Genomic DNA, 24,305 nt, shown 5'->3' on the forward strand with positions numbered 1-24,305 from the left:
GAGCGGTTCCACAGCGGCTCGAACATCGTGTTGGCGAAGCGCAGCGCCAGGATGTTCTGGACCGTCTCCTTGCCCAGGTAGTGGTCGATCCGGAACACCTGCTCCGGGGCGAACACCTCGTGGACGAGCGCGTTCAGTTCACGGGCGCTGGCCAGGTCGTGGCCGAAGGGCTTCTCGATGACGGCCCGTCGCCAGGAGCCCTCGGGGGCGTCGGCGAGGCCGTGCTTCTTCAGCTGCCGGACGACCTTGGGGAAGAACTTCGGCGGCACGGAGAGGTAGAAGGCGTAGTTGCCGCTGGTCCCCCGGGCCGCGTCCAGCTCGTCCACGGTGACGGCCAGTTGCTTGAACGCCACGTCGTCGTCGAAGTCGCCGGGGATGAAGCGCATGCCCTCGGCGAGCTGCTGCCAGACCTCCTCGCGGAACGGCGTACGGGCGTACTCCCGCACCGAGTCGTGCACGACCTGCGCGAAGTCCTGGTCGGCCCAGTCGCGGCGGGCGAAGCCGACGAGTGAGAAGCCCGGCGGCAGCAGGCCGCGGTTGGCCAGGTCGTAGACGGCCGGCATCAGCTTCTTGCGGGACAGGTCGCCCGTCACACCGAAGATCACCAGTCCGGACGGCCCCGCGATGCGCGGGAGCCGCCGGTCGGACGGGTCGCGCAGGGGGTTGGACCACGGGGTGCCGGGTCCGGTCGTGTCCTTGCTCATCGCGCTTCGGCTCCCTTGCCGTTCAGTGCGGTTGCGACGGCCTGCAGCAGTTCGGCCCAGGCCGCCTCGAACTTCGCCACGCCCTCGTCCTCCAGTTGCCGGACGACCGCGTCGTAGGGGATTCCCAGCCGTTCCAGGGCCGCCAGGTCGGCGCCGGCCCGGTCGTAGTGGCCGGTGACGGTGTCGCCGTCGACGCGGCCGTGGTCGGCGACGGCGTCGAGGGTCGCCTCGGGCACGGTGTTGACCGTTCCCGGCGCGACGAGTTCCTCGACGTACAGCGTGTCGCGGTACGCGGGGTCCTTCACTCCGGTGGAGGCCCACAGCGGACGCTGCTCGTGGGCGCCGGCCGCGGCGAGCGCGGCCCAGCGGCCGCCGGTGAAGAACTCCCGCTGCGCCCGGTACGCCAGCCGGGCGTTGGCGAGCGCGGCCCTGCCCTTCAGCGCCGCGGCCTCGTCCGTGCCCAGTTCCGTCAGCCGCCGGTCGACCTCCGTGTCGACGCGGGAGACGAAGAAGGAGGCGACGGAGTGCACGGTGGACAGGTCGATCCCGGCCGCGCGGGCCTTCTCCAGGCCGGCCAGGTAGGCCTCCATGACCTCGCGGTGGCGGTCCAGGGAGAAGATCAGCGTCACGTTCACGCTGATGCCGAGAGCGGTGACCTCCGTGATGGCCGGCAGGCCCTCCGTGGTCGCCGGGATCTTGATCATCGCGTTGGGGCGGTCGACGAGCCGGGCGAGCCGCACGGCCTCGGCGACGGTCGCCTCCGTGCGGTGGGCGAGGCGCGGGTCGACCTCGATCGAGACCCGGCCGTCGCGTCCGCCGGTCGCCTCGTACACCGGTCGCAGGACGTCGGCCGCGGCACGGACGTCGGCGGCGGTCATCGTGCGGACGGCTTCGTCCGGGGTGACGCCGCGCGCGGCCAGGCCGGCGAGTTCCTCCCGGTAGTCCTCCCCCGAGCCGATGGCGGCCCGGAAGATGGACGGGTTCGTGGTGACGCCCACCACACGTCCCGACGTGACAAGCCGGGCCAGGTCGCCGGAGGCGATGCGTCTGCGTGACAGGTCGTCGAGCCAGACCGAGACTCCCTCGGCGGCAAGTCGCTGCAACGGTTCCGCGGTTGCGGTTGCTTCTTCGTTCACTGTGATCATCTTCCTTCTGCGCTCGCATCAACCGCGACGGGCCCCAAACGATTCCCGGCCGCCGGAACCCGATTTCCGCAGGTCGCGGGGTGTCCCGGCAGGGATGACCGTCCGAGCCACGGGATCGTGACGAAGCGGCGAAGATCACACATCGCGCGGGTGGCGGGCGGGCCCGCCCGCGCTTGGCAACACCGCCCCGCACGGCGGCTCGTCATCCGCGGCCGGCCTGCCCGGCACCGACGAGGCCGCCGGAGAGGTGCTCCTCCTCGGACACCCCCGTACGCGGACCTTCGGCCGCCCACAGCCGCAGTCGCGCGTCGTACAGCCAGTACGCCGCGATCGAGGGAGGGACGTCCATGATGTCGGCTATGTCCTCGTATTCGAAACCTTCGACCGACGCGAGGTACACGGCGAACCGCTGCTCCTTCGGCAGCGCGAGGAGCGCGGCCCGGACGTCCGCCTCGGGCAGCAGCACGAAGTCGTCCAGCGCCAGGGCGCGCACCCCGTGCGGGACCCCGGACTCCGGCGGCAGCACGCACACGTCGGGGTGGGGGCCGATGAACGCGGTGGCCAGCAGGTCGTAGAGCCAGGCCCTGTGGTCGACGCCGTCGAGGAGCCGCGGGAACGCGGCGTGGGCCCGGGTGAAGACCTCCAGCACGAGTTCCTCCGCCTCGGCCGGGTCGCCCGTGACGCCCGACGCGGCCCGGTACAGGGGGTCCAGGTGGGTGAGCACATCACGCTCGAAGCGGGCCGCGCACCCGAGGGAGTCGTCACCACCGGACGTCAGCGGTCCGTCGAGGGCCTGCCGGGCCTGCGGGGTGCGGACGGTCCTGCGGTGCCGGCCGCTGCCGGGGTCCGTACCGCTCCCCCGCCCGTACGGCTCGCCGTCGGCGCGCCGACCCCGGTGCCGGCCACCGCCCGGGCCTGGTCCCGCGTACCGGATTGCGGCGGTGGGCTGGGCGTTCGTCAGCGACTGAGGCATGTGCGTCTCTTTCCGGGATGGCTTGCGGAGTCGGTCCGGCGATGCGGGCAGGGGTCGCCGCACCACGCGGTTCGGCGCTACTTGCTTCGCGCAGCAAATATATATCCTTCGCGAAGCAAGTAAAGTGAGGGGCATGCCCGACGCCGCACACCGCCCGGAATCCACCCCGGAACCCACATATCCACTCAATGCAGACGAAGAAGACCTGATGCGGTCCCTCAGCCGCGTCATCTACGCCCTGCCCCGCGCGCTGGACGCCGACTTGTCCCGTGAGCAGCGGCTGCCCCTGATCGAGTACCAGGCGCTGATGAACCTCTCGGAGGCTCCGCGCCGGCAGCTGCGGATGAGCGACCTCGCCACCGCCTGCGAGATGTCGCTCAGCGGCATGACGGGCGTGGTGCACCGGCTGGAGGGCCAGGGGTACATCCGGCGGGTCAAGTGCGTGCGGGACGGCAGGGGCTGGAACGCCGTCCTCACCGACACCGGACTGACCCGCCTGGAGGAGGCCTGGCCGTCCCACCTGGCCTCCATGCGCCGCCACTTCCTGGACCACCTCGCGGGTCTCGACCTCCGCGCGCTCGGCGCGGCGCTGCGCGCCGTGGCCACCTGACCCGCGGCCGTCTTTCCCGAGGTCAGGGAGGCGCCGACGGGCACCGGCCCGCACCGTCGCGCGGAGGCCTGATCTCGCGCCGCCGTGTCCCGGACGTGCATACTCAGGCCCTGCGGGCGCGCCGGCACCCGCGACGATCGGGAGGTGCGCGATGGTGTCGTCGTCGGGAACGGAATCCCGGAGGGTCACGATCCATGACGTCGCCCGGTCCGCCGGGGTGTCCCGGCAGACCGTGTCGCGGGCGCTCAACGACAAGGACGAGATCGACGGCGCGACCAAGCAGCGTGTCCTCGACGCCGCCCGTGAACTCGGCTACCGGCCGAGCCGCTTCGCGCGCGGCCTGGTCCGGCAGGACACCACCACGATCGGGCTGGTCATCCCCGACCTGCTCAACCCCTTCTTCACCGAGGTCGCCGCGGCCGCCCTGGAGGCGGCCCGGGCGCGCGGCTGGCACGTCGTCGTCTACGACACCGCGGACCGCGCCGAGGAGGAGTTCGGCACCCTTCAGGTGATCGCCTCGCAAGTGGACGCGGTGGTCGGCTACTTCAGCTGCTCCGAGCAGGACCTCGAACGCTTCACCCGCGGACTGCCGGTGGTGCTCATCGGCCGTGAGCACCACACCGGGCGGTTCAGTTCGATCCGCATCGACGGCGAGGAGGGCGTGCACACCGCGGTCGCGCACCTGGTCGCCGCGGGTCACCGGCATATCGGCATGCTCGACCACGACGGCCGCGCCGAGCCGAGTGTGCGGCGCGAGTGGTTCGCGACGGCCGCGGCGGCCCACGGGATCGCCGCGGACAGGGTGGTCGGGGCCCCGCAGTCGGCCGACGGCGGGGGGACGGCACTCAGGAAGCTGCTCGGCACGCACCCCGAGGTCACCGCGGTCTTCACCTTCAACGACATCATCGCGATCGGCGCGCTGCGCGAGGCACGCCGGCTGGGCAGGAGCGTCCCCGAGGACCTCGCCGTGGTCGGCTTCGACGGCCTGCAGCTCGGCACGCTCGTCGAACCCCCGCTCTCCAGCGTCGCGCTCGACACACGCCGCCTCGGCGCACTCGCCATCGACCAGGTGGCACGCCTGCTGACCGGGCTGGAACCGCTCGGTGCCGACGACCTCGTCGTGCGGGCGCAACTGCGGCTGGGCGGTTCCGCTTAACCTCCCGGACTCGTGTGCGCCGCAAACCCTTGACACTTGAAGGCACCGGAGCGCACACTTCCGAACAATTCTCAATCACCCCGTGAGCGTTCACGTGAACGCTCACGTGAACGCTCACGGGACCAGAACAACCGGTTTTGCCCCTACTTGCGACGGGCGTTCGGTGCTTGCGCCGGAAACCCGTTGCGCTTGTGTCCCTTCTCAGCAGCACGTCCCGCCTGAGGTGTCAACGTCGACCCGTCTAGCGACCTCGCTAGTCGTCCTCCGGAACGGAAACCATGAGCAGCACAGTCACGCGCATCCGCCTCGCCGCCGTCGCCGCGGCAGCCAGCATCGCCGTACTCGCCGGATGCTCATCGCCGGCTCCTTCGGGTAACAGCGCAGCGGCAGACTCCTGCGCGCCCGCGAAGGGCAAAGTCACCCTCCAGTACTGGAACACCGTTCCCGGCATGGACGAAGTCGTCGCGCTGTGGAACAAGAAGAACCCGAACATCCAGGTCGAGACGAAGAACATCTCCAACGACCAGTACGGCACCATCGGCAACGCCCTCAAGGCGGGCAAGGCGCCGGACCTCGCGCAGGTCGGCTACGACGAACTGCCCAACCTGCGCAGCCAGGACGCCTTCACGGACGTCTCCGCCTGCAAGGCGGCCACCGGCGCCAAGTCCGCGTTCGTGCCCTGGACCTGGTCGCAGGCCAGCTTCGGCGGCACCGGGGTGTTCGCCATGCCGCAGGACACCGGCCCGATGGCCCTGTACGTGCGCAGCGACATATTCAAGCAGCACGGCCTGGAGATCCCCAAGACCTGGGACGAGTACGCGACCGAGGCGCAGAAGCTGCACAAGGCCGACCCGAACCTCAGCATGACGTTCTTCGACCCGAACAACGCCGAGTGGTTCAACGGCCTCCTCTGGCAGAACAGCGCCGAGATGTACTCCTACTCCGGTGACAAGTGGCACGTCACCGTCGAGTCCGAGCAGAGCAAGCAGGTCGCCGACTACTGGCAGAAGCTGATCGACGCCAAGCTGGTGCGGACCGACCTCGCCCACGGCTCGACGCAGATGTACACGGCGTACCAGAAGGACCAGATCGCCACCTACGTCGGCGCCGCCTGGGGCTACAGCATGTTCCGCGACAACCTGCCCAAGCAGGCCGGCAAATGGTCCATCGTGCCGATGCCGACCTGGGGTACCAACGCCGCGTCCGGTGACTGGGGCGGTTCCACCGTCGCCTTCATGAAGGGCGGCAAGCACCCCTTCGAGTCGGTCAAGTTCAACACCTGGCTGAACACCGACCCGGAGGCCCTGGCGCTGGAGAACAAGCTGGGCGGCCTCTACCCGGCGGCCACCGCCGGTCTGGCGCTCCCCGCGCTCTCCCAGGGCGTGCCGTACTACAACAACGAGAAGATCTTCGACGTCTTCGCCGACTCGTCCACGAAGATCGACACCGGTTTCACCTGGGGCCCGACCCAGAAGACGGTGAACCTGGCGCTGCAGGACGCGATGGCCAAGGCGACCGCCGGTGAAGGCACCGTCGGCGACGCGCTGACGGCCGCCCAGGACGCCGCGCTGAAGTCCATGAAGGACCAGGCGATCCCGGCCGCGGCGGGCGAGTGACCGCGGCATGACCGACCTCGCAACCCGCGCGACGCGCGTGGTGGCGACCACCGAGGGCCGCCGCCGCCGTCACAACGGCGGCGGCCCCCGGGCGGGCACCATCGCCGCCTTCGTGACCCCGTTCTTCCTGCCGTTCGTCCTCTTCTACCTGGTGCCGATCGGCTACGCGCTCTGGCAGAGCCTGCTCGTCGTGCGCCGCACCGGCGGCCAGTACGGCACCTCGTACACCACCTTCGGAGGCTTCGAGCAGTACACGCAGGTCTTCCAGAACACCGAGTTCTGGGGCAGCATCGGGCGTATCGGGCTCTTCGGCGTCGTACAGGTGCCGGTGATGCTCTTCGTCGCGCTGGTGATGGCGCTGCTGCTCGACACCCCCCTGCTGAAGCTCAAGTCGTTCTTCCGCATCGCGGCCTTCATGCCGTACGCCGTGCCCGGCGTCATCGCCGCGATCATGTGGTCGTACCTCTACTCGCCGCAGCTCAGCCCGGTCGTCGACGCGCTCAAGGGCCTCGGCCTCCAGCCCGACTTCCTCGGTCCGGGCGCCGTGCTGTGGTCGGCGGCGAACGTGTCGACCTGGCTCTGGACCGGCTACAACATGCTGATCATGTTCTCGGCCCTGCAGTCGATCCCGCAGGAGCTCTACGAGGCGGCCAAGCTCGACGGCGCGAGCAACTGGGCCATCGCCTGGCGGATCAAGGTGCCGATCATCGCCCCGTCGGTCGTCCTGACCACGGTGTTCTCCATCATCGGCACGCTGCAGCTGTACGCCGAGCCGGCCGTTCTGCGGCAGATCTCCTCGAACATCTCGAGCACCTTCACCCCGAACATGCTCGCGTACACGGTGGCCTCCGGGAACAACTACCAGCAGGCGGCGGCGATCTCCGTGGTCATCGCCGTCATCACCTTCGTCTTGAGCTTCGGGTTCATGCGACTGACCTCGAAGAAGGCGGGACTGTGAGCGACCGGACCACGAGCACCCGGACCCCCGTCCGCGAGAACCGGATCAGCCGCACGGCCGCCATGGCGCTGATGCTCCTGCTGGCGGTCTACTTCCTGCTGCCGGTGTACTTCCTGGTCGTCGCGGCGACCAAGCCGCAGGGCGATCTCGCCTCCACCAACGGCCTGGCGTTCTCGCACTTCGACCTGTTCGGCAACCTCGACACCCTCTTCACCCGCAGCGACGGCATCTTCGGGCGCTGGGCGCTGAACAGCGTGCTGTACGCGGTACTGGGCGCGGCCGTCGGGACCCTGATCTCGGCGCTGTGCGGCTACGCGCTCGCCAAGTTCAGGTTCCGGGGCCGGGAGTTCCTCTTCTCCGTCATCCTCGGCGGGATCCTCGTTCCCACCACCGCGCTCGCGCTGCCGCTGTTCCTGCTGTTCTCGGCGACCGGGCTCGTCAACACCTACCTCGCGGTGTTCCTGCCCAGCATCGTCAGCCCGTTCGGCGTCTACCTGGCCCGGATCTTCGCCGCGTCCGCCGTCCCGCAGGAGATCCTGGAGTCGGCGCGGCTGGACGGTGCCGGGGAGTTCCGGACGTTCTTCTCGGTGGCGTTCAAGCTGATGACGCCCTCGCTGGTGACCATCTTCCTGTTCCAGTTCGTCGCCATCTGGAACAACTTCTTCCTGCCGATGGTGATGCTGCAGAAGGAGTCGCTCTTCCCGATCACGCTCGGCCTCTACCAGTGGAACGGCCAGACGGCCCGTGCCCCGCTGCTGCAGGAGTCGGTGATCACCGGTTCGCTGGTCTCGATCCTGCCCGTGATCGTGGTGTTCATCCTCCTCCAGCGGTTCTGGCGCACCGGACTGGCCGCCGGCTCGCTCCGCTAGCCCCGCACTCCCCCTTCTCCCGTTCACCCCTTCCCCGCCGCCCCACCAGCACAGAAGGTCCCGTTCCCATGCCCAATTCCGCCGTCTTCGTGCCCCACTTCCACTGGGACCGGGAATGGTACGAGCCCTTCCAGGTCTTCCGGCACCGGCTCGTCACCGCCCTCGACACCGTGCTGGAGACGGCCGAGGCGAACCCGGACTTCCGCTTCACCGTCGACGGGCAGATGGCCGCGCTCGAGGACTACCTGGAGATGCGGCCGGAGAACCGCGAGCGCGTCACGGCCCTGGTCACCGAGGGCCGGCTCGCGATCGGGCCGTGGCTGATCCTGCTCGACGAGTTCCTCTGTTCGGGCGAGACCATCGTCCGCAACCTGCAGATGGGGTGGGCGGCCGCAGCCGAGCTGGGCGGCTCCATGCCCATCGGCTACCTGCCGGACATGTTCGGCCACGTCGCCCAGATGCCGCAGATCCTGGCGCGCGCGGGCATCGAGCACGCGGCGCTGTGGCGCGGGGTGCCCGGCTCCGTCGACGGCCACGCATTCCGCTGGCGTGCCCCCGACGGCTCGGAGGTGCGCACCGAGTTCCTCTTCGACGGCTACGACAACGGCCTCGACGTGCTGCTGGTGCCCGACCAGATCGGGCGCGCGCTGGGCGAGTACGCCGAGATGACGGCCGGGCGCTGGGGCGGCGACCCGGTTCTCGCGATGGCGGGCACCGACCACAACGCACCGGACCCGCGGCTGGCCGAATGGCTGCGGCAGGCCTCGGGCGGGGAACGCGCCATCACCATCGCCACGCTCGACGAGTACATTCGCAAGCACGTGCGCGACGAGGTCCCGGCGGTCGTCACCGGCGAACTGCGCAGCCATGTGCGCGGCAACATCCTGCCGGGCGTGCTCTCGGTGCGGCGCGGGCTCAAGCGCCGGATGGCCGTCGCCGAGCGCACCGTCGACCATGCCGAGCGGATGAACGCGCTGTGGTCCACGCGTGACGACTCGCCGTTCCTCTCACTCGCCTGGCACAAGATCATCGAGTCGAGCGCCCATGACTCGGTGGTCGGCTCCGGCACGGACGAGACCGCCGACCAGGTCGAGGCGCGGCTCGCCGAGGCCGCGCACGCCGCGCGCGCCGTCCGCGACGCGGCGCTGGCCGGACCGGCCGCCCGCGTGCCGGCCGACGGCCATCTCGTCGCCAACCCGCTGGCCACCCCCCGCACGACGCTGGTCGAGGTCGACGTCATGGCCCCGCCCGAGGGGTCCGTGCTGGTCGCGACGGCGGCCGACGGCTCGGAGCACCCCGTGCAGCTGGTCGCGCAGGCGCCGACCGTGCTCAGCGACGAGCGCATGGACGCCACGCAGCTCGAACGCGTCCTGCGCCGCATCCACCGCCGGGAGTTGTTCGGCCGGCAGATCGACCACTACGAACTCACCGCGAGGTCGCTCGTCTTCCACCTCGCCGAGGTGCCGTCGAGCGGGCCGTTCGACCTGCTGATCCTGCGCCGCGAGGTCGCCGCCGCGGCCGCCGCGCACCCGGGCGAGTGGCGGGTGCTGACGCTGGAGGAGGCACGGGCGACGGCGCTGGTGCCGGTCGCCGTCCCCGCCTCCGGGCTCGCGAGCTTCACGGTGGCACCGGCCGCGCGGGCGGCCGCGCCGGGCATGGCGTTCGCGCCGGCGACGGCGACGGCCGGGGCGCTGTCGAACGGGCTGGTCGAAGTCGTGATCGCCCCCGACGGCACCCTGGAGGTCACCGGGGCGGACGGCACCGTGCTGCGCGGGGTCGGCCGTCTCGTCGACGGCGGGGATCGCGGCGACAGCTACAACTACGGCCCGCCGGCGCACGATCTGCTCGTATCGGAACCGGCGGAGGTCGCCGTCGAGCTCGTCGAGAACGGCCCGCTGCGGTCGAGGGTGCGCATCACCCGTGTGTACGCGTGGCCCGCCGCGCTCTCCCCCGACCGCGACGTACGCGACGCCCGGACCGTGCCGACGCCGGTCGAGACCCTGGTGGAACTGCGCGCGGGCGAGCCGTTCGTGCGCGTCGCGACCTCGTTCCTGAACCAGGCCGCCGATCACCGGCTGCGCTTCCACGTCCCGCTCCCCCGGCCGGCGGCCATCTCGGCGTCGGCCGGGCAGCTCGCCGTCACCGAGCGCGGGCTCACCGCCGAGGGCGGCTGGGGCGAGTACCCGATCCCGACCTTCCCCGCGAGCACCTTCGTCTCGGCCGGGGCGGCCACCGTGCTGCTCGACCACGCCACCGAGTACGAACTCACCGACGAAGGCGCCGAACTCGCCGTCACCCTGCTGCGCGCGATCGGCTCGATCAGCGTCAACATCCATCCGCTGCGCGACGAGCCGGCGGCGAGCGAGATCCCCGCGCCGGGGGCGCAGGACCTCGGGGTGCGCATCGAGAACCGTTTCGCGATCGTGCCCTCGGCGACCGGCTGGCAGGACGCGGACGCGGTCGCCCTGGCCGAGGAGTTCCGCAACGACGTGCTGGTCACCCGCGGTACCGCGCCCGCCGGGGGGCGGCTGCCCGCCGACACGGCCGGCGTGCGGGTCGACGGCACTGACGTGTTCGTCTCGGCCGTCCGCCGCGTCACCGGTGACGACCTCGGCGCAGGCACCGAGGTGCGGCTGGTCGCGATGAGCGGCACGGGCGCCACGGCCCGCGTCACCGGCGCCTTCACCCGGGTGTCCACCGTCGACCTGCTCGGCCGGCCGCTGGCCACCGAACCCGCGGAGGGCGGCCTCGAGCTCGCCCTCGGCCCGTGGGAGATCCGGACGATCGTGCTCCGGTAGCGGTCGCGGACCCGACCGCCACCGCACCCCGGATCCCCCCTCCGCTACCAAGAAAGAGTTGTGACCCCTTGCCCTCCCAGCTCTCCGCGTATGTTTCGGACCCCACCCCAGGGCGTGGCGCGCTGCGCCCCGCGCGCTCGTGGCTGCACTCCGACGCCCCCTCCCGCTCCCTCAACGGGGACTGGCGGTTCCGGCTGTCACCCACGGCGCCGGCGGCGGAGGACTTCGCGGCCGAAGGATTCGACGACGACGGCTGGGACGCCATCCCGGTGCCGTCCCACTGGGTGCTCCAGGGCGACGGGGCCCACGGCCGGCCGATCTACACCAACATCCGGTACCCGTTCCCCATCGACCCGCCCCACGTACCGGACGAGAACCCCACCGGCGACTACCGCCGCCACTTCGACCTGCCCGCCGAATGGACGCGGGCCGAGCGGGTCGTGCTGCGGTTCGACGGGGTCGAGTCGCTGTTCAAGGTCTGGGTGAACGGCGACGAGATCGGCAGCGCCTCCGGCAGCCGGCTCGCCCACGAGTTCGACGTCACCTCGTCCCTGCGGCCGGGCGACAACCTTGTCGCGGTGCGGGTGCACCAGTGGTCGGCGGCAAGCTACCTCGAGGACCAGGACCAGTGGTGGCTGCCGGGCATCTTCCGCGACGTCACCCTGATCGCGCGGCCGGCCGGAGGCATCGAGGACGTCTGGCTACGCACCGGGTTCGAGGACGGGCGCGGGCGGATCGACCCGGAGGTCACCGCGGAGCCGGCGGCCTTCCCGGTCACCCTCCGCATCCCCGAGCTCGGCGTCGAGCGGGTCTGGGACTCCCCCGCCCAGGTGGCCCCGTTCGAGGTCGAGGGCGTGCGGCCCTGGTCGGCCGAGGTCCCGCGACTGTACGAGGTCACGGTGGCCTCGGCCGCGGAGACCGTCACCGTGCGGACGGGCTTCCGCACCGTCGAGATCCGCGGCGACCGCTTCCTGGTCAACGGCCGCCGCGTCGTCTTCCACGGGATGAACCGCCACGAGACCCACCCCGAGCGCGGCCGTGTCTTCGACGAGGCGCACGCGCGCGAGGACCTGGCCCTGATGAAGCGGTTCAACGTCAACGCGATCCGCACCAGCCACTACCCGCCGCACCCGCGGCTGCTCGACCTCGCCGACGAACTCGGGTTCTGGGTCGTCCTCGAGTGCGACCTGGAGACGCACGGCTTCGACAAGGACGGCGCCTGGACCGGCAACCCCAGCGACGACCCGGCGTGGCGCGAGGCCTACCTGGACCGCGTCCGGCGCACCGTGGAACGGGACAAGAACCACCCCAGCGTCGTGATGTGGTCGCTCGGCAACGAGGCGGGGACGGGCGGCAACCTCGCCGCGATGTCGGCGTGGGTCCACGCCCGCGACGCGGGACGCCCCGTGCACTACGAGGGCGACCACACCGGCGAGTACACGGACGTCTACTCGCGCATGTACGCGTCCGTGGCGGAGACCGAGCAGATCGGGACGGACGGCTCGCGCGCTCCCCTGCAGGGCTGCACCCCCTCGCAGGGCGCGCGGCAGCGCACCAAGCCGTTCCTGCTGTGCGAGTACGCCCACGCGATGGGCAACGGGCCCGGTGCCCTCGACCAGTACGAGGAGTTGGTGCACCGGCACCCGCGCCTGCACGGCGGGTTCGTCTGGGAGTGGCGCGACCACGGCATCCGGGCGACGGCACCGGACGGCAGGCCCTACTACGCGTACGGCGGCGACTTCGGGGAGGTCGTGCACGACGGCAACTTCGTGATGGACGGGATGGTGCTCAGCGACGGGGTCCCGACCCCCGGTCTCCACGAGTTCAAGGCCGTCGTGCAGCCCCTCCGCTTCACCTTCGACGGAGACGGCGACGGCGCCGGCGACAGCGGCGGCGCGGTCACGGTCGCCAATCTGCGGCACTCGGCGGACACCTCCGACCTGCGCTTCCGCTGGCGCGTCGAGCACGACGGGAGGCCCGTGGACGCCGGGGAGCTGGAGGTGCCCGTCCTCGCGGCCGGCGGGTCGGCGCGGGTGCCGCTGCCGCGGATCGCGGTGTCCGGGGAGTCGGAGACATGGCTCACCGTGGACGCGGTCCTGGCCACCGGCACCGCGTGGGCGGCCGAGGGGCATGTGGTCGCGACCGCCCAGCTGGACCGCTCCACCCGACGCGCCGTGCCCGCCGTCCGGCTTCCGGCCGACTGGCGGCGGAGCGACGGGACGCTGACGCTCGGCATCGCCGAATTCACCGAGGGGGCCCTCGTACGGCTCGCCGGGCGCGCCGTGGCGGGCCCGCGCCTGGAGCTGTTCCGTGCCCCGACCGACAACGACGAGGGCACCTCGGGGGTGGCCGAGGAGAGCGACGCCCACGTCCCCGGGGTCTCCAACGCCGAGCTGTGGCGGCGCGACGGCCTGGACCGGCTGACCTCGCGGCTGTTGTCGGTGGAGACCGCCGCGAACGCCCTGCGGACCGTCGCCAGGGTCTCCGCGGCCGACTCCGCGTCGTCGGTGACCGTGGAGACGGTCTGGTCCCTGGAGGGGGACCAGCTCGAACTGCGCGTGGAGATCGAGCCGTCGGGCGGCTGGACGACGGTGTGGCCTCGCATCGGCGTCCGTTTCGACCTCCCCGACGGCGCCGCTGCGGTCGACGGGGCCGAGTGGTTCGGCCTCGGACCGCACGAGTCCTACCCCGACAGCCTTCGCGCGGCGCGCACCGGCCGGTTCTCCGCCGGCGTCGACGACCTCCGCGTCGACTACGCGCGCCCCCAGGAGACCGGGCACCGCTCCCGGTGGCGGGAGCTGGAGCTGACCAGTGGCGGCGCCGGAGTGCTGCGCCTCGCGGCCGTCCCGGACGTGCAGGGCCGCCTGCCCGGCTTCACGCTCAGCCGTCACACGCCGCAGCAGGTCGCCCGTGCGGCGCACCCGTTCGAGCTCCCCCGGTCGGCGACCAGCCACCTCTTCGTCGACGCGGCCCAGCACGGCCTCGGCTCCCGGGCGTGCGGACCCGACGTGTGGCCGGAGTTCGCCCTCCGCCCGCAGGCCCGGACGATCAGGCTCCGGATCACGGCGGGCTGACGTGCCCCGGCAGGGGGCCGCGGTGAGCGGCCCTCTGCCAGGGTGGTGGCATGAAGTACATGGTGTTGATGTACGCCGACCCCGCGGCGACCGAGGCGATGACCGCCGAGGAGCGCGCCGAGGTGTTCCGCCGGCACGACGAGCTGCACAAGGATCTCGCGGGCACCGGCGAGCTGCTGAACGGCGCCGGACTCGCCCTCCCCAGGGACACCACGACGATCCGGCTGCGCCGGGACGGGACGACGACGGAGGACGGACCGCTCGCGGGGGCGACGGAGCAGCTGACCGCCTACTACGTGGTCGACTGCGCGAGCCCGGAGCGCGCGCTGGAGATCGCCGGACGCGTCGTCGACTTCCACGTCGTGGCGGTCGAGGTGCGCCCCGTCCACGACTCGTTCGGCATGGAGGGGGGCCGACCGGACGGCACCCCGGCGCGGCAGGCGTGAAGGCCCCCCGTCCCGGGTTCAGTCCGGTCCGCAGCGGTCGAGCGCGGCACGAACCCTGCGGAGCCCCTCCGCTCTCCAGTGGTCCCGGTCGGGCATCCCGTCGTCCCGGCGCCAGCGCCAGGCCGAGAACATCGCCCAGTTCAGGGCGCGGCACCGGTGGATCAGTTCGTGGTCGGCCCCCGTGTAGTGTTCTGCCACTTCCTCGGGCGCGTGGGCGAGATCGAACTCGACGGGACCGCGGCAGCACGTGGCGAGGTCCACGAACAGCGGGCCCCTCCTTGTGTTGAGGAGATTGCCCGGATGCGGCTCGCCGTGCAGCAGCTGCTCGCCGGCCCTGTCGATGCCGACCGCCGCGCCCAGATGGGCCAGTGTGCCGCGGAGGAACTCCCGGTCGGCGTCGGACAGCTCGGGGGACCGCTCCCCGTCGCCGACTTCTCCCAGCGCCACGGCGACTCGATCCGTGACATGCGGTGCGTCCAGGTCGATCCGGCGCAGGGCGGCATGGTGCCGCAGGAACGCGTCCGCGTAGTCGGCCGGCGCGATCGGCGATCCCACGGGTTCGTAGTACGTCCAGAGCGAGACGGCGAAGGCGTCACGCACATGGACGCGGGGGTCGACCCTGGGGTCGAGCTCGGCCACGGGAGCGTCGACGCCGGCGAGGAGGCGGGCGACCTCCACTTCGAACTCGGAATCGGCCAGATGCCCCGCGGGGGCGACCCTGGCCAGTACACCGCAGGGGACGAGGTGCAGCGCGACGCGGTCCGAGTCGTGGACGACGACCACGTCGTCGGCCTTCAGGCCCAGCTCCGAAGCGGTCGACCGTGCCGCCTCGACCGCGCGGCGGAGTTGCGACGGCTCCATGACGTCCTCCCTCGTTGTCGGGCACACCACATTTACGCCCGGGCCGGTCGAGCGGTCCGGAGGCAGGCGGGTGTCACGCTCTCTCGCGTCCCGGCAGGAGATCCTTCTCCAACCCGGCGAGCCTCGGCAACGTCTTTTGACCGGCCCGGAGCTGCCCCGGAGCTGCCCCGGCGGAAGGCGGCGAACAGCGCCTTCCGCCGGGGCGGTGGTCAGGAGGCGGTGTAGGTGAAGGCGGCGCTGGTGGTCTGCGCGGTCTGGCCGGCGGGCAGGTAGTCGAAGGTGTAGGTGAGGGTGTCCCCGGAGCGCAGCGGGACGGGCTGCTCCCAGCGGCCGGCCGAGGCGTTCCAGGTCAGGAAGTGGTTCGCCTGCGTGCCGCCGTTCACGCGGTAGTGGACGGTGACGAAGGTCGCGGTGAAACCACCGGGCTTGAACCAGACGACCGGGTCGGCGCCCTGGCTGACGCCCTGGGTGAAGCCGGACTGCGGGGGCGGGTCGGTGGGGTCCGTGGGGGGCGGTCCGGACGTCCCCGTGCCGTTCACCCATTGCCCGCCGCGCAGCTCGGCGAGGAAACGGTCGCGGATCGTCGCGTCCGCCTGGATGCGGGCATCGCCCCAGTAGCCGTTGGAGCAGCCGGGGCCTCCGGCCGCGGCGCCGTCCGCGCACTGCCACTGGGTCTGGCCGTCCCAGTCGGTGTTGATGTAGGCGGCAGCCCGGATGACGTCGCGGTTGGCGGTGATCCAGGCGAACCAGGGGCGGTACCACTCGTTCCAGATGGTGTCCGCGCCGGTGGCCACGGGGTTCTTGCGCATGATGCAGCTCTTGGTGTGCGCGCCGTTGTCGTAGCCCTGCGGTGAGGACTCGGCGATCATCACCGGTTTGCCGTGCCCGCGGGCGAAGTCCAGGACGCGGTTCTGCAGGCCGGTGGGCGAGGTGTCATAGCTGCTGCAGCCCCACTGCGTGCCGACCGAGCCCGTGCCGTAGAAGGCGGAGACGCCGACCCAGTCGACGTACTGGTCCCCGGGGTACCAGGCGTCGTAGTGGGCGGGGTCGGTGACCACGTAGTTCCACTCGGGGTGGTCGGGACTGGTGTTGAGGGGCCAGGCCGCGGTCTGCCAGACGGTGGCGACCTTCGTGGCGCCGAGGGCGTCGATGCGGCCCTTGATGTAGACGAAGGCCCGCTTGTAGAAGTCCGCGTTGTAGCAGTTCCAGGGGCCGTCGAACTCGTAGCCGATGCGCAGGAAGACCTGCCGGTCGTAGCCCTTGAGCCGGTTGACCATCTCGTCGACCTTGGCCCGGTACTGGCTGGTCAGGCTGGGGTTGCCGGAGGCGACGTCGCTGTCGCCGGTGCCGGTGATCGCGCGCAGCGGCTGGTTGCCGCAGCCGGTCGTGGCGTCGGAGAGGTAGAGGCCGACGGCGAGGGCGGAACGGGGGTACTGGGCCAGGGTCGCGGCGAAGTCGACCGTTCCCGAGCCCCAGTTGACGGGCCCGTTCATGCCGGCGAGGGGCGCCGGGCTGCCGCCGAGGACCAGGTTGGTGTACAGGGTGACCCCGCCGGGTGCGGGGGCGTCCAGCGACGTCCGGTCGAGCACGTCGCGCTTGTAGTCGGCGAGGGTGTCGCTGTCCTGGCCCATCAGGGCCAGGACCTTGCCGTCGGGCGGCAGGTTGCGGGCGGCGACGGCGGCCTGCGCCGTGCCCGAGGCCAGTCCGGACGCGGTCAGGGCGGCGACCGCGGCGAGGCCGGCGAGCAGTGCCCCGGCTCGTCTTCGCAGCGCGTGCATACAACTCTCCTCGGTGCCGGGCGGATGTGTCGCACGGCATGGTGGAGAGCCGCAACTTCCCCGTCAATCATTCGCGTAAGTTTCGAAGGAGTGCGCAGGTCGGAACGCCGGAAGCGAAACTTCACCACGGTCGCAAGACCCGATCGGTGGTCTCATACAGGCGTCCCTCCCAGGGCAAGTTGCAGGTCACGGCGCCATCGCGGATTCTCGAAACTTCTACGTAACTATTGACAGCAAGTTTCGTGCGGCGGCAGGTTGTGCGAACCGCACCGTCCACCGGTCGTCATTCTCCGGATGCCACGTCGGCCTCTCCCCCACGCCGTCACCCGTCCCTTCCGCATGCCCCCTGGAGGTCCGCATGGGCACCTCGCTCATCCGCAGATCGCTCGCCGCAACCGCCGGCCTGACCACGCTCCTCACGCTCGCCGGCTGCTCCTCCGGTTCCACCGGCACCTCCGGCGAGATCACCCTCACCGTCGCCACCTTCAGCGACTTCGGCTACAAGCCGCTGATCGCGCAGTACGAGAAGACCCACCCCGGCATCAGGGTCCAGGAGCGGGTCTCCCAGCTCGACCAGCACCACAACAGCCTGTCCACGCAGCTCTCCTCGGGCAGCGGCGCGGCCGACGTGGTCGCCGTCGAGGAGGGTTACATGCCCAAGTTCCGGCAGGTGAAGGACAAGTTCGTCAACCTCGCCGAGTACGGGGCGCTGCGGCGCGAGGAGGAGTACCTGCCGTACAAGTGGGCGCAGGCCACCGCCGACGACGGCCGCTTCGTGATGGGCTACGGCACCGACGTCGGCGGCCTGGCGATCTGCTACCGCCGCGACCTGTTCGCGCAGGCCGGGCTGCCCACCGACCGGGACGAGGTGGGCAAGCTGTGGCCCACCTGGCAGGACTACTTCAAGACCGGCGACACCTTCACAGCGAAAGTGAAGGACCACGCGTGGTTCGACTCCGCGGGCAATGTGTTCAGCGCGATGATGAACCAGACCGAGGTCGGGTTCTTCGACACCTCCGACTCCTACGTCGCCGACACCAACCCGGACGTCGAGAAGTTCTTCTCCGACACCTCCAAGGCGGCCGCCGCCGGCCAGTCGGCGAACCTGGTGCCGTTCAGCCAGCAGTGGAACGCCGGTATCAAGCAGGGGAAGATGGCCACCATCACCTGCCCCGCCTGGATGACCGGGCTGATCCAGACCGCGGCCGGCGAGGAGGCCGAGGGCAAGTGGGACATCGCCTCCGTGCCCGGGGGCGGCGGCAACTGGGGCGGCTCCTTCCTCACCGTGCCCAAGCAGGGCAAACACGTGAAGGAGGCCGCCGAGCTGGCCGCCTTCCTCACCTCCGCCGACTCGGAGAAGAAGATCTTCCAGGGGCCCACCGGTTCGCTGCCCTCGCTCACGGACGCCCTCGCGGACCCCGCCGTCCAGGACACCCGCAAGGCCTACTTCAACGACGCGCCCACCGGGAAGATCTTCGCCGCCTCGGCGAAGGACCTGCGGCCCAGTTTCCGCGGCTCCAAGGACCAGCAGGTGCGCGTGCCCTTCGCCAACGCCCTGCAACTGGTCGAGCAGCGCAAGGCGTCGCCGGACGAGGCCTGGCGCAGGGCCCTCGCCGACGCCGCGAAGAACCTCGCGCACTGACTCGTACGCACTCACCCGCCCCACTCACCCGCCCACTCACCCAGCCAGGAGGTCACCATGGCGGTCGACGCCGCCGGTGCCGGGCGTGCGCCCGCCCGCACACCGGGCGCTCCCCCTCGCCGCACGACCCGGCCGCGCCGCGGCGGCCGCCTCGTCCCGTACGGCTTCGTCTCCCCGTTCTTCCTCGTTTTCGGGATCTTCGGCCTGTACCCGCTGCTGTACACCTTCTGGGTGTCGCTGCACCACTGGGACCGGCTGACCGGCGACGGCGGCTTCGCCGGACTGGACAACTTCCAAGACCTGTTCGCCGATCCCGACTTCTACACCGCCACCTTCAACACCTTCAGCATCTTCCTGCTGTCGACGGTCCCGCAGCTGCTCCTCGCCCTCGCGGTGGCCTGGCTGCTGGACCGCCGGCTGCGGGCCCGCACCACCTGGCGGGCACTGGTCCTCGTCCCGCAGTACGTGTCGGTGGTGGCGGTGGCGCTGGTCTTCTCGCAGCTCTTCGGCCGTGACTTCGGCGTCGTCAACTGGGCGCTGCAGCACCTCGGTCTGATCTCGGAGCCAGTCGACTGGACCGCCGAGACCTGGAGTTCGCACCTGGCGATCGCCTTCATGGTGATGTGGCGATGGACCGGCTACAACGCCCTGATCTACCTGGCCGCCATGCAGGCCGTACCGCGTGAACTGTACGAGTCGGCCCTGGTCGACGGCGCCGGACGCATGCTCACCTTCCGCCGGATCACCCTGCCGGCGATCCGGCCGACGGTGCTGTTCACCGTGGTGATCTCCACCATCGGCGGCCTCCAGCTGTTCGCCGAACCCTTCCTGTTCGACCCGCAGGCCAACGCCGAGGGCGGCACCGAGCACCAGTTCCAGACGCTCACGCTGATGCTCTACAAGTACGGCTTCATCAACAACGACGCGGGCTACGCCTCCGCGATCTCGTGTGTGCTGTTCCTCGTCATCGCCGCCGTCGCCGCCCTCAACTTCCTCGTCACCCGCCGCCTGGGCGGCGGCTCCGGCCGCTGACCGCCGGACCCCGAGAGGAGCTCCGTCCATGGCCCCGTCCCTCACCACCCCCGCGTCCCGCCCGGACGCCCCTACCGCCCTCCCCGGCGCGGGGGGACCACCCGGTCACCCGCGTCCGCGCCGCCGGCGCGGCTCCGGTCCGCGGCACTTCGACAGCGCCGGTCCCCTGGCCTACGCGCTGCTCGCCGCGGTCGTCCTCGCCTCCGTCTTCCCGCTCTACTGGACGTTCGTCGTCGCCTCGCACGGAGACAACTCCGTGCTGGGCGGCTCCACCCCGTCCCTCGTGCCCGGCGGGCACCTGGTCGCCAACATCCGACGGGTCTTCGACACGGTCGACTTCTGGAAGGCCCTCGGGAACTCCTTCGCCGTCGCCGGGACCACGGCCGCCAGCAACGTGCTGCTGTCCTCCCTGGCCGGCTACGCCTTCGCCAAGCTGCGCTTCCCGGGCCGCGACGCCCTGCTCGTCGTGGTGATCGCCACGGTGATGGTGCCGACCCAGCTCGGCATCATCCCGCTGTACCTGCTCGTCACCGACATGGGCCTGTACGGCACGCTGAGCTCGCTGATCGTGCCCGCGCTGGTCTCTGCCGTCGGCGTGTTCTGGATGCGGCAGGCGATGGAGGAGAACATCCCCGACGAGCTCATCGAGAGCGCCCGCGTCGACGGGGCCGGGCACCTGCGCACCTTCCTGCACGTCGCGTGGCCCGGCGTGCGCTCCACGGCCGCCGTGCTCGGCATGTTCACCTTCATGTTCGCCTGGAACGACTACTTCTGGCCGCTGATCGCCCTGCCGCCGGAGAACGGCACCGTGCAGATCGCCCTCAACCAGCTGGCCGCCGGCTACTACACCGACTACACCCTCATGCTCGCCGGGGTCGTGGTCTCCGTCCTGCCGGTGCTGGCGCTCTTCGCCGTGCTGGCCCGCCGCATCGTCTCGGGCGTCATGGACGGCGCCGTCAAGGGCTGAGCCCGCCGCCCGTGCCCCCGCCGCCCGTACCCCGTCGCCCGTGCCCCCGCTCCCGTACCGCCCGACCGAGTCCCGAGGAACCGCATGACTGCCGCCGTACCCGCGACCGGGAATCCCGTCCCGGCCCCCGACGACCGCCGCGCGGTGATCCGCAACCCCGTGCTCACCGGCTTCCATCCCGACCCCTCCCTGCTGCGGGTCGGCCCGGACTACTACCTCGCCACCTCCACCTTCGAATGGCTCCCGGGAGTGACCCTCCACCACTCCCGCGACCTCGTGCACTGGGAGCCGCTGGGCGGCGCCCTGACGGAGGAACGACTGCTGGACCTGACCGGCGTCCCCGACTCCGGAGGTGTGTGGGCGCCCTGCCTCTCGTACGCCGACGGGCTGTTCCACCTCGTCTACTCCGACGTGAAGAGCCTGGCCGGCGCGTACAAGGACGTCCACAACCACGTCGTCACCGCGCCCGCGCCGACCGGCCCGTGGTCGGATCCGGTGCCGGTGGCGGGGCACGGCTTCGACCCGTCCCTCTTCCACGACACCGGCCCCGGCGGCAGCGGCCGCAGCTGGCTGCTCTGGCTGGAATGGGACCACCGGCCCGGCAACGACCCGTTCGCCGGCATCCTGCTGCAGGAGTGGGACCGGGCCGGGCGCCGCCTGCGCGGGCCGGTCCACCGGATCTTCACCGGCACCGCGCTCGGCCGGACGGAGGGCCCGCACCTCTACCGGCGCGACGGCTGGCACTACCTGGTCACCGCCGAGGGCGGCACCTCCTGGGAGCACGCCGTCACCGTCGCCCGCTCCCGCGAGGTCACCGGCCCCTACGCACCCGACCCCGCGGGCCCCATGCTCACCTCGCACGGCGACGACGGGCTCGCGCTCCAGAAGGCGGGCCACGGCAGCCTCGTCGAGACCCCGGACGGCGACTGGTACCTGGCCCATCTGACGGCCCGCCCGCTGACCCCGCGCGGCGCCTGCGTCCTCGGCCGCGAGACCGCCCTGCAGCGCGTGCGCTGGACGGCGGACGGCTGGCCGCGCGTCACCGGCGACGCCGGACCGGGCCGCCCCGCCCGGCGCGTACCCGCTCCCCCCGCCCCGGCGGAGGTCACCGCCGCGCCCCGCTCCGCACCGTACGGCGGCTTCCCGGGAGCGGAGTGGATGACCCTGCGCCGCCACCCCGACCCCACGTGGCTGTCCCCCGCGGACGGCTCCGGCGGACTGCGGCTTCGCGGCGGCGAGTCGCTATCCTCCCGGCACCGGCAGAGCCTCGTCGCCCGGCGCCAGCAGCACACCCGGTTCCGCTTCGAGGCCACCGTGTCCTTCGCGCCGGACTCACCGCGGCAGATGGCCGGCGTAGTCCACCTCTACAACACCCGGCTGTGGCACTACGCGCACCTCACCTCCGACGCCGGCCACGGACGGGTACTGCGCCTGGCGGTGTGCGACCGCGGCCGCTACTCCGAACCGGCCGGGCCCGTTCCGGTGCCCGGCGAGGGGCCGTTGCGGCTGCGGCTGTCCGGCCGGGGCGCCGAGGCGTCCTTCGCCTGGTGGGACGAGTCCGCGCGGGGCTGGCGGCCGCTCGGGCCGGCCCTCGACGCCGGCCGGCTCTCCGACGAGTACGCCACGGTCGGCGACGCCGACGGGCACTTCAGCAGCTGGGGCTTCACCGGCGCCTTCGTGGGCGTGTGCGCGCAGGACCTGACCGGCGGCCGCCTGGGCGCGGACTTCACGGGCCTGGAGTACGAGGGCGATCCCCAGCCGGATACGGACGGCGGAGCGCCGTGACCGCACGCGGCGGGCGGCGGGGCGGTGGACGCCGGGCCGCCCCGCGGGAGTCCGGCCGTAGGCTACCCGGGAACACCGGGGCGGGCGGGGCGGGCCGGGCGGCCGCCGCCCGCGGCACCGCGGCGACGGACAGGACGAGGGAAACGGACGGCGCATGAGCACACAGCCGGGATCCAAGGTGACGATCGGTGCCATCGCCGCCGAGGCCGGGGTCTCCACCGCCACCGTCTCCAAGGTCCTCAACGGCCGCAGCGACGTCTCCGCGGCCACCCGCGAACGCATCCAGCAGATCATGGCGCGGCGCCACTACCAGCGGCGCGGGGCCCGCCGCCGGGGCGGCATCGTCGACCTCGTCCTCAACGAGCTCGACAGCCTGTGGTCCATAGAGATCATCCGCGGCGCCGAGGAGACGCTCCGCACCGCGGGCGTCAGCATGGTGCTCTCCGCGGCCCACGGCAGCGGCGCGGCGACCAGCGCCTGGCTCGACCAGCTGACGGCGCGCCGCTCCGACGGGGCCATCCTGGTCGTCTCCGACCTCAACCTCCGGCAGCGCACCAAACTGACCTCGCTCGGCGTCCCCTTCGTCCTCGTCGACCCGGTGGGCACCGTCGAGGCCGGTGTCCCGACGATCGGCGCCACCAACTGGGCCGGGGCCGTCTCCGCGACCGAGCACCTCATCGGACTCGGTCATCGCCGCATCGCCCATCTCGCGGGACCTCGGCAGCTGCTGTGCAGCCGCGCCCGCGCCGACGGGTTCCGCGCCGCCATGGAGGCGGCCGGCCTCGACGTGCCGCAGGAGGCCGTACGGTACGGGGAGTTCAACGACTCCTCGGGGTACGCCGAGACGACGGCCCTGCTGGAGGAGGCCGCCCGCTGCGGCCGCCCGCTGCCGACGGCGCTCTTCGCCGCCAGCGACCTGCAGGCCTTCGGCGCCTACACCGCGCTGCGCGAGCGCGGGCTGGACGTCCCCGGCGACGTCAGCGTCGTCGGCTTCGACGACGTGCCCGTCACCCGCTGGACGGCCCCCGCCCTCACCACCGTCCGCCAGCCGCTGCAGGCGATGGCCGCGATGGCGGCACGCACGCTGCTGCGGCTGGTCGACGGCGAGGAGGTCGACCTGCCGAGGGTGGAGCTCGCGACGCAGCTGGTCGTCCGGGACAGCACCGCGGCGCCGCGCGACGGAGGGTGACGGCCGGTAGCGTGGCGGGTCCGGACCGTCACCGCATCCTTGCGCCTGCGGAATCCGCAGGTCAGGCCCTATGGGTGCAATGTGCAATATGACCCATTTGGGTGAATACTGGACTAATGGACGTGATGTTTGAACCTTCGGTGTACCCACCGCTCGCACTCGGCTTCTTCGGTCTGGCGACCGGCTATCTGATCTGGGGCTCCCAGGAACTGTTCGGCTGGCCCAAGAGGGACGAGAAGGTCGACCGGGCGATGGGCGTCTGGGGCATCTGGCTGCCGGGCCTCTGCCAGCTCCTGGCCGGCATCATCCTCTTCGTGGGCCTCACCTGGTTCGAGGTCTTCAAGGAGCCGCCGCTCTACATGGCCGCCCTGGCCTTCACGGCGTACGGCATCCACTGGTTCGCGCTCGGCTGGGACCGCTACCGCGGCAACGACGCACGCGTCAACGCCGGTGTCGGCGTGGCCTACATGGTCCTGTCGGCCCTCGGCGCGACGGTGTTCTTCGCCGCCAACGACTGGCCCGTCGGACTGGTCTTCGTCGGGCTCTTCGCCGTGTACCTGAGCAAGTTCGTCATGTCGGTCGGCGTCCCCGTCGCCGAACGCGTGATGGGGCTGTTCCGCCTCCTGACCGCCGCCTGGCTGCTGTACCTGACCTTCGCCGTGGTGGTCAACTTCACCCTCGGGTACCACTGGGAGACGTGAC

At 71.6% G+C, this 24,305-nt stretch carries 18 protein-coding genes and 1 pseudogene; 14 read left to right on the forward strand and 5 right to left on the reverse strand.

Annotated features, from left to right (window positions below; translation table 11 throughout):
• From CHF15_RS11330 to CHF15_RS11340, 3 genes and pseudogenes are all read right to left on the reverse strand, one after another.
• Positions 1–704 (reverse strand): annotated as a pseudogene (locus CHF15_RS11330) (glucose-6-phosphate dehydrogenase); the annotation flags it as partial.
• Positions 701–1,849 carry a transaldolase gene (tal, locus tag CHF15_RS11335; protein ID WP_089223597.1) on the reverse strand — a complete coding sequence of 383 codons (1,149 nt, stop codon included), beginning with the start codon at positions 1,847–1,849 and terminating at the stop codon, positions 701–703. The pseudogene CHF15_RS11330 and the gene tal, both read right to left, overlap by 4 nt.
• Before the next feature lie 202 nt (positions 1,850–2,051).
• Positions 2,052–2,822 carry a sigma factor-like helix-turn-helix DNA-binding protein gene (locus tag CHF15_RS11340; protein ID WP_179279744.1) on the reverse strand — a complete coding sequence of 257 codons (771 nt, stop codon included), beginning with the start codon at positions 2,820–2,822 and terminating at the stop codon, positions 2,052–2,054.
• Positions 2,823–3,030: 208 nt separating this feature from the next.
• Between CHF15_RS11340 and CHF15_RS11345 the strand changes: the two genes are divergently transcribed.
• From CHF15_RS11345 to CHF15_RS11380, 8 genes are all read left to right on the forward strand, one after another.
• A complete protein-coding gene (locus tag CHF15_RS11345; protein WP_089223599.1) occupies positions 3,031–3,432 on the forward strand; it encodes a MarR family winged helix-turn-helix transcriptional regulator in 402 nt (133 codons plus the stop codon).
• Between the two features lie 151 nt (positions 3,433–3,583).
• Complete coding sequence (locus CHF15_RS11350; protein WP_089223600.1) at positions 3,584–4,588, forward strand: LacI family DNA-binding transcriptional regulator; 1,005 nt, start codon at positions 3,584–3,586, stop codon at positions 4,586–4,588.
• A gap of 278 nt (positions 4,589–4,866) precedes the next feature.
• Entirely contained in the window at positions 4,867–6,204 is a 1,338-nt protein-coding gene (locus CHF15_RS11355) for an ABC transporter substrate-binding protein (RefSeq protein WP_089223601.1), read from the forward strand.
• Between the two features lie 7 nt (positions 6,205–6,211).
• Complete coding sequence (locus CHF15_RS11360; protein WP_089223602.1) at positions 6,212–7,162, forward strand: carbohydrate ABC transporter permease; 951 nt, start codon at positions 6,212–6,214, stop codon at positions 7,160–7,162.
• Between the two features lie 62 nt (positions 7,163–7,224).
• Positions 7,225–8,031 (forward strand): carbohydrate ABC transporter permease, encoded by an 807-nt coding sequence (locus CHF15_RS11365; RefSeq protein ID WP_089223976.1) that lies wholly within the window; start codon positions 7,225–7,227, stop codon positions 8,029–8,031.
• 68 nt (positions 8,032–8,099) lie between these two features.
• A complete protein-coding gene (locus tag CHF15_RS11370; RefSeq protein WP_089223603.1) occupies positions 8,100–10,829 on the forward strand; it encodes a glycoside hydrolase family 38 N-terminal domain-containing protein in 2,730 nt (909 codons plus the stop codon).
• Between the two features lie 68 nt (positions 10,830–10,897).
• On the forward strand, positions 10,898–13,903 hold the full coding sequence (locus CHF15_RS11375) for a glycoside hydrolase family 2 TIM barrel-domain containing protein (RefSeq protein WP_089223604.1): 3,006 nt from the start codon (positions 10,898–10,900) through the stop codon (positions 13,901–13,903).
• A gap of 50 nt (positions 13,904–13,953) precedes the next feature.
• Entirely contained in the window at positions 13,954–14,349 is a 396-nt protein-coding gene (locus CHF15_RS11380; RefSeq protein ID WP_089223605.1) for a YciI family protein, read from the forward strand.
• 18 nt (positions 14,350–14,367) lie between these two features.
• On the opposite strand, the gene CHF15_RS11385 is transcribed toward CHF15_RS11380, so the two are convergent.
• Together CHF15_RS11385 and CHF15_RS11390 are read right to left on the reverse strand one after the other, a co-directional pair.
• On the reverse strand, positions 14,368–15,210 hold the full coding sequence (locus CHF15_RS11385) for an aminoglycoside phosphotransferase family protein (RefSeq protein ID WP_089223606.1): 843 nt from the start codon (positions 15,208–15,210) through the stop codon (positions 14,368–14,370).
• A gap of 209 nt (positions 15,211–15,419) precedes the next feature.
• On the reverse strand, positions 15,420–16,988 hold the full coding sequence (locus CHF15_RS11390) for a glycoside hydrolase family 26 protein (RefSeq protein ID WP_089223607.1): 1,569 nt from the start codon (positions 16,986–16,988) through the stop codon (positions 15,420–15,422).
• A gap of 358 nt (positions 16,989–17,346) precedes the next feature.
• Here CHF15_RS11390 and CHF15_RS11395 point away from each other — a divergent pair, with 358 nt between their 5' ends.
• The 6 genes from CHF15_RS11395 to CHF15_RS11420 all read left to right on the forward strand — a co-directional run bounded on the left by CHF15_RS11395 (position 17,347) and on the right by CHF15_RS11420 (position 24,304).
• Positions 17,347–18,630 (forward strand): extracellular solute-binding protein, encoded by a 1,284-nt coding sequence (locus CHF15_RS11395; protein WP_089223608.1) that lies wholly within the window; start codon positions 17,347–17,349, stop codon positions 18,628–18,630.
• 57 nt (positions 18,631–18,687) lie between these two features.
• Positions 18,688–19,662, forward strand: coding sequence for a carbohydrate ABC transporter permease (locus CHF15_RS11400; RefSeq protein WP_089223609.1), 975 nt, complete (start codon positions 18,688–18,690; stop codon positions 19,660–19,662).
• 28 nt (positions 19,663–19,690) lie between these two features.
• Positions 19,691–20,629 carry a carbohydrate ABC transporter permease gene (locus CHF15_RS11405; RefSeq protein ID WP_089223610.1) on the forward strand — a complete coding sequence of 313 codons (939 nt, stop codon included), beginning with the start codon at positions 19,691–19,693 and terminating at the stop codon, positions 20,627–20,629.
• Between the two features lie 84 nt (positions 20,630–20,713).
• Positions 20,714–22,414, forward strand: coding sequence for a glycoside hydrolase family 43 protein (locus CHF15_RS11410; RefSeq protein ID WP_089223611.1), 1,701 nt, complete (start codon positions 20,714–20,716; stop codon positions 22,412–22,414).
• Positions 22,415–22,568: 154 nt separating this feature from the next.
• Positions 22,569–23,603, forward strand: coding sequence for a LacI family DNA-binding transcriptional regulator (locus tag CHF15_RS11415; protein WP_089223612.1), 1,035 nt, complete (start codon positions 22,569–22,571; stop codon positions 23,601–23,603).
• A gap of 116 nt (positions 23,604–23,719) precedes the next feature.
• Positions 23,720–24,304: a hypothetical protein gene (locus CHF15_RS11420; protein ID WP_220093281.1), complete on the forward strand. Its 585-nt coding sequence runs from the start codon at positions 23,720–23,722 to the stop codon at positions 24,302–24,304.
• Position 24,305: the final 1 nt, after the last annotated feature.

Source organism: Actinacidiphila glaucinigra, assembly GCF_900188405.1.
GTDB lineage: Bacteria > Actinomycetota > Actinomycetes > Streptomycetales > Streptomycetaceae > Actinacidiphila > Actinacidiphila glaucinigra.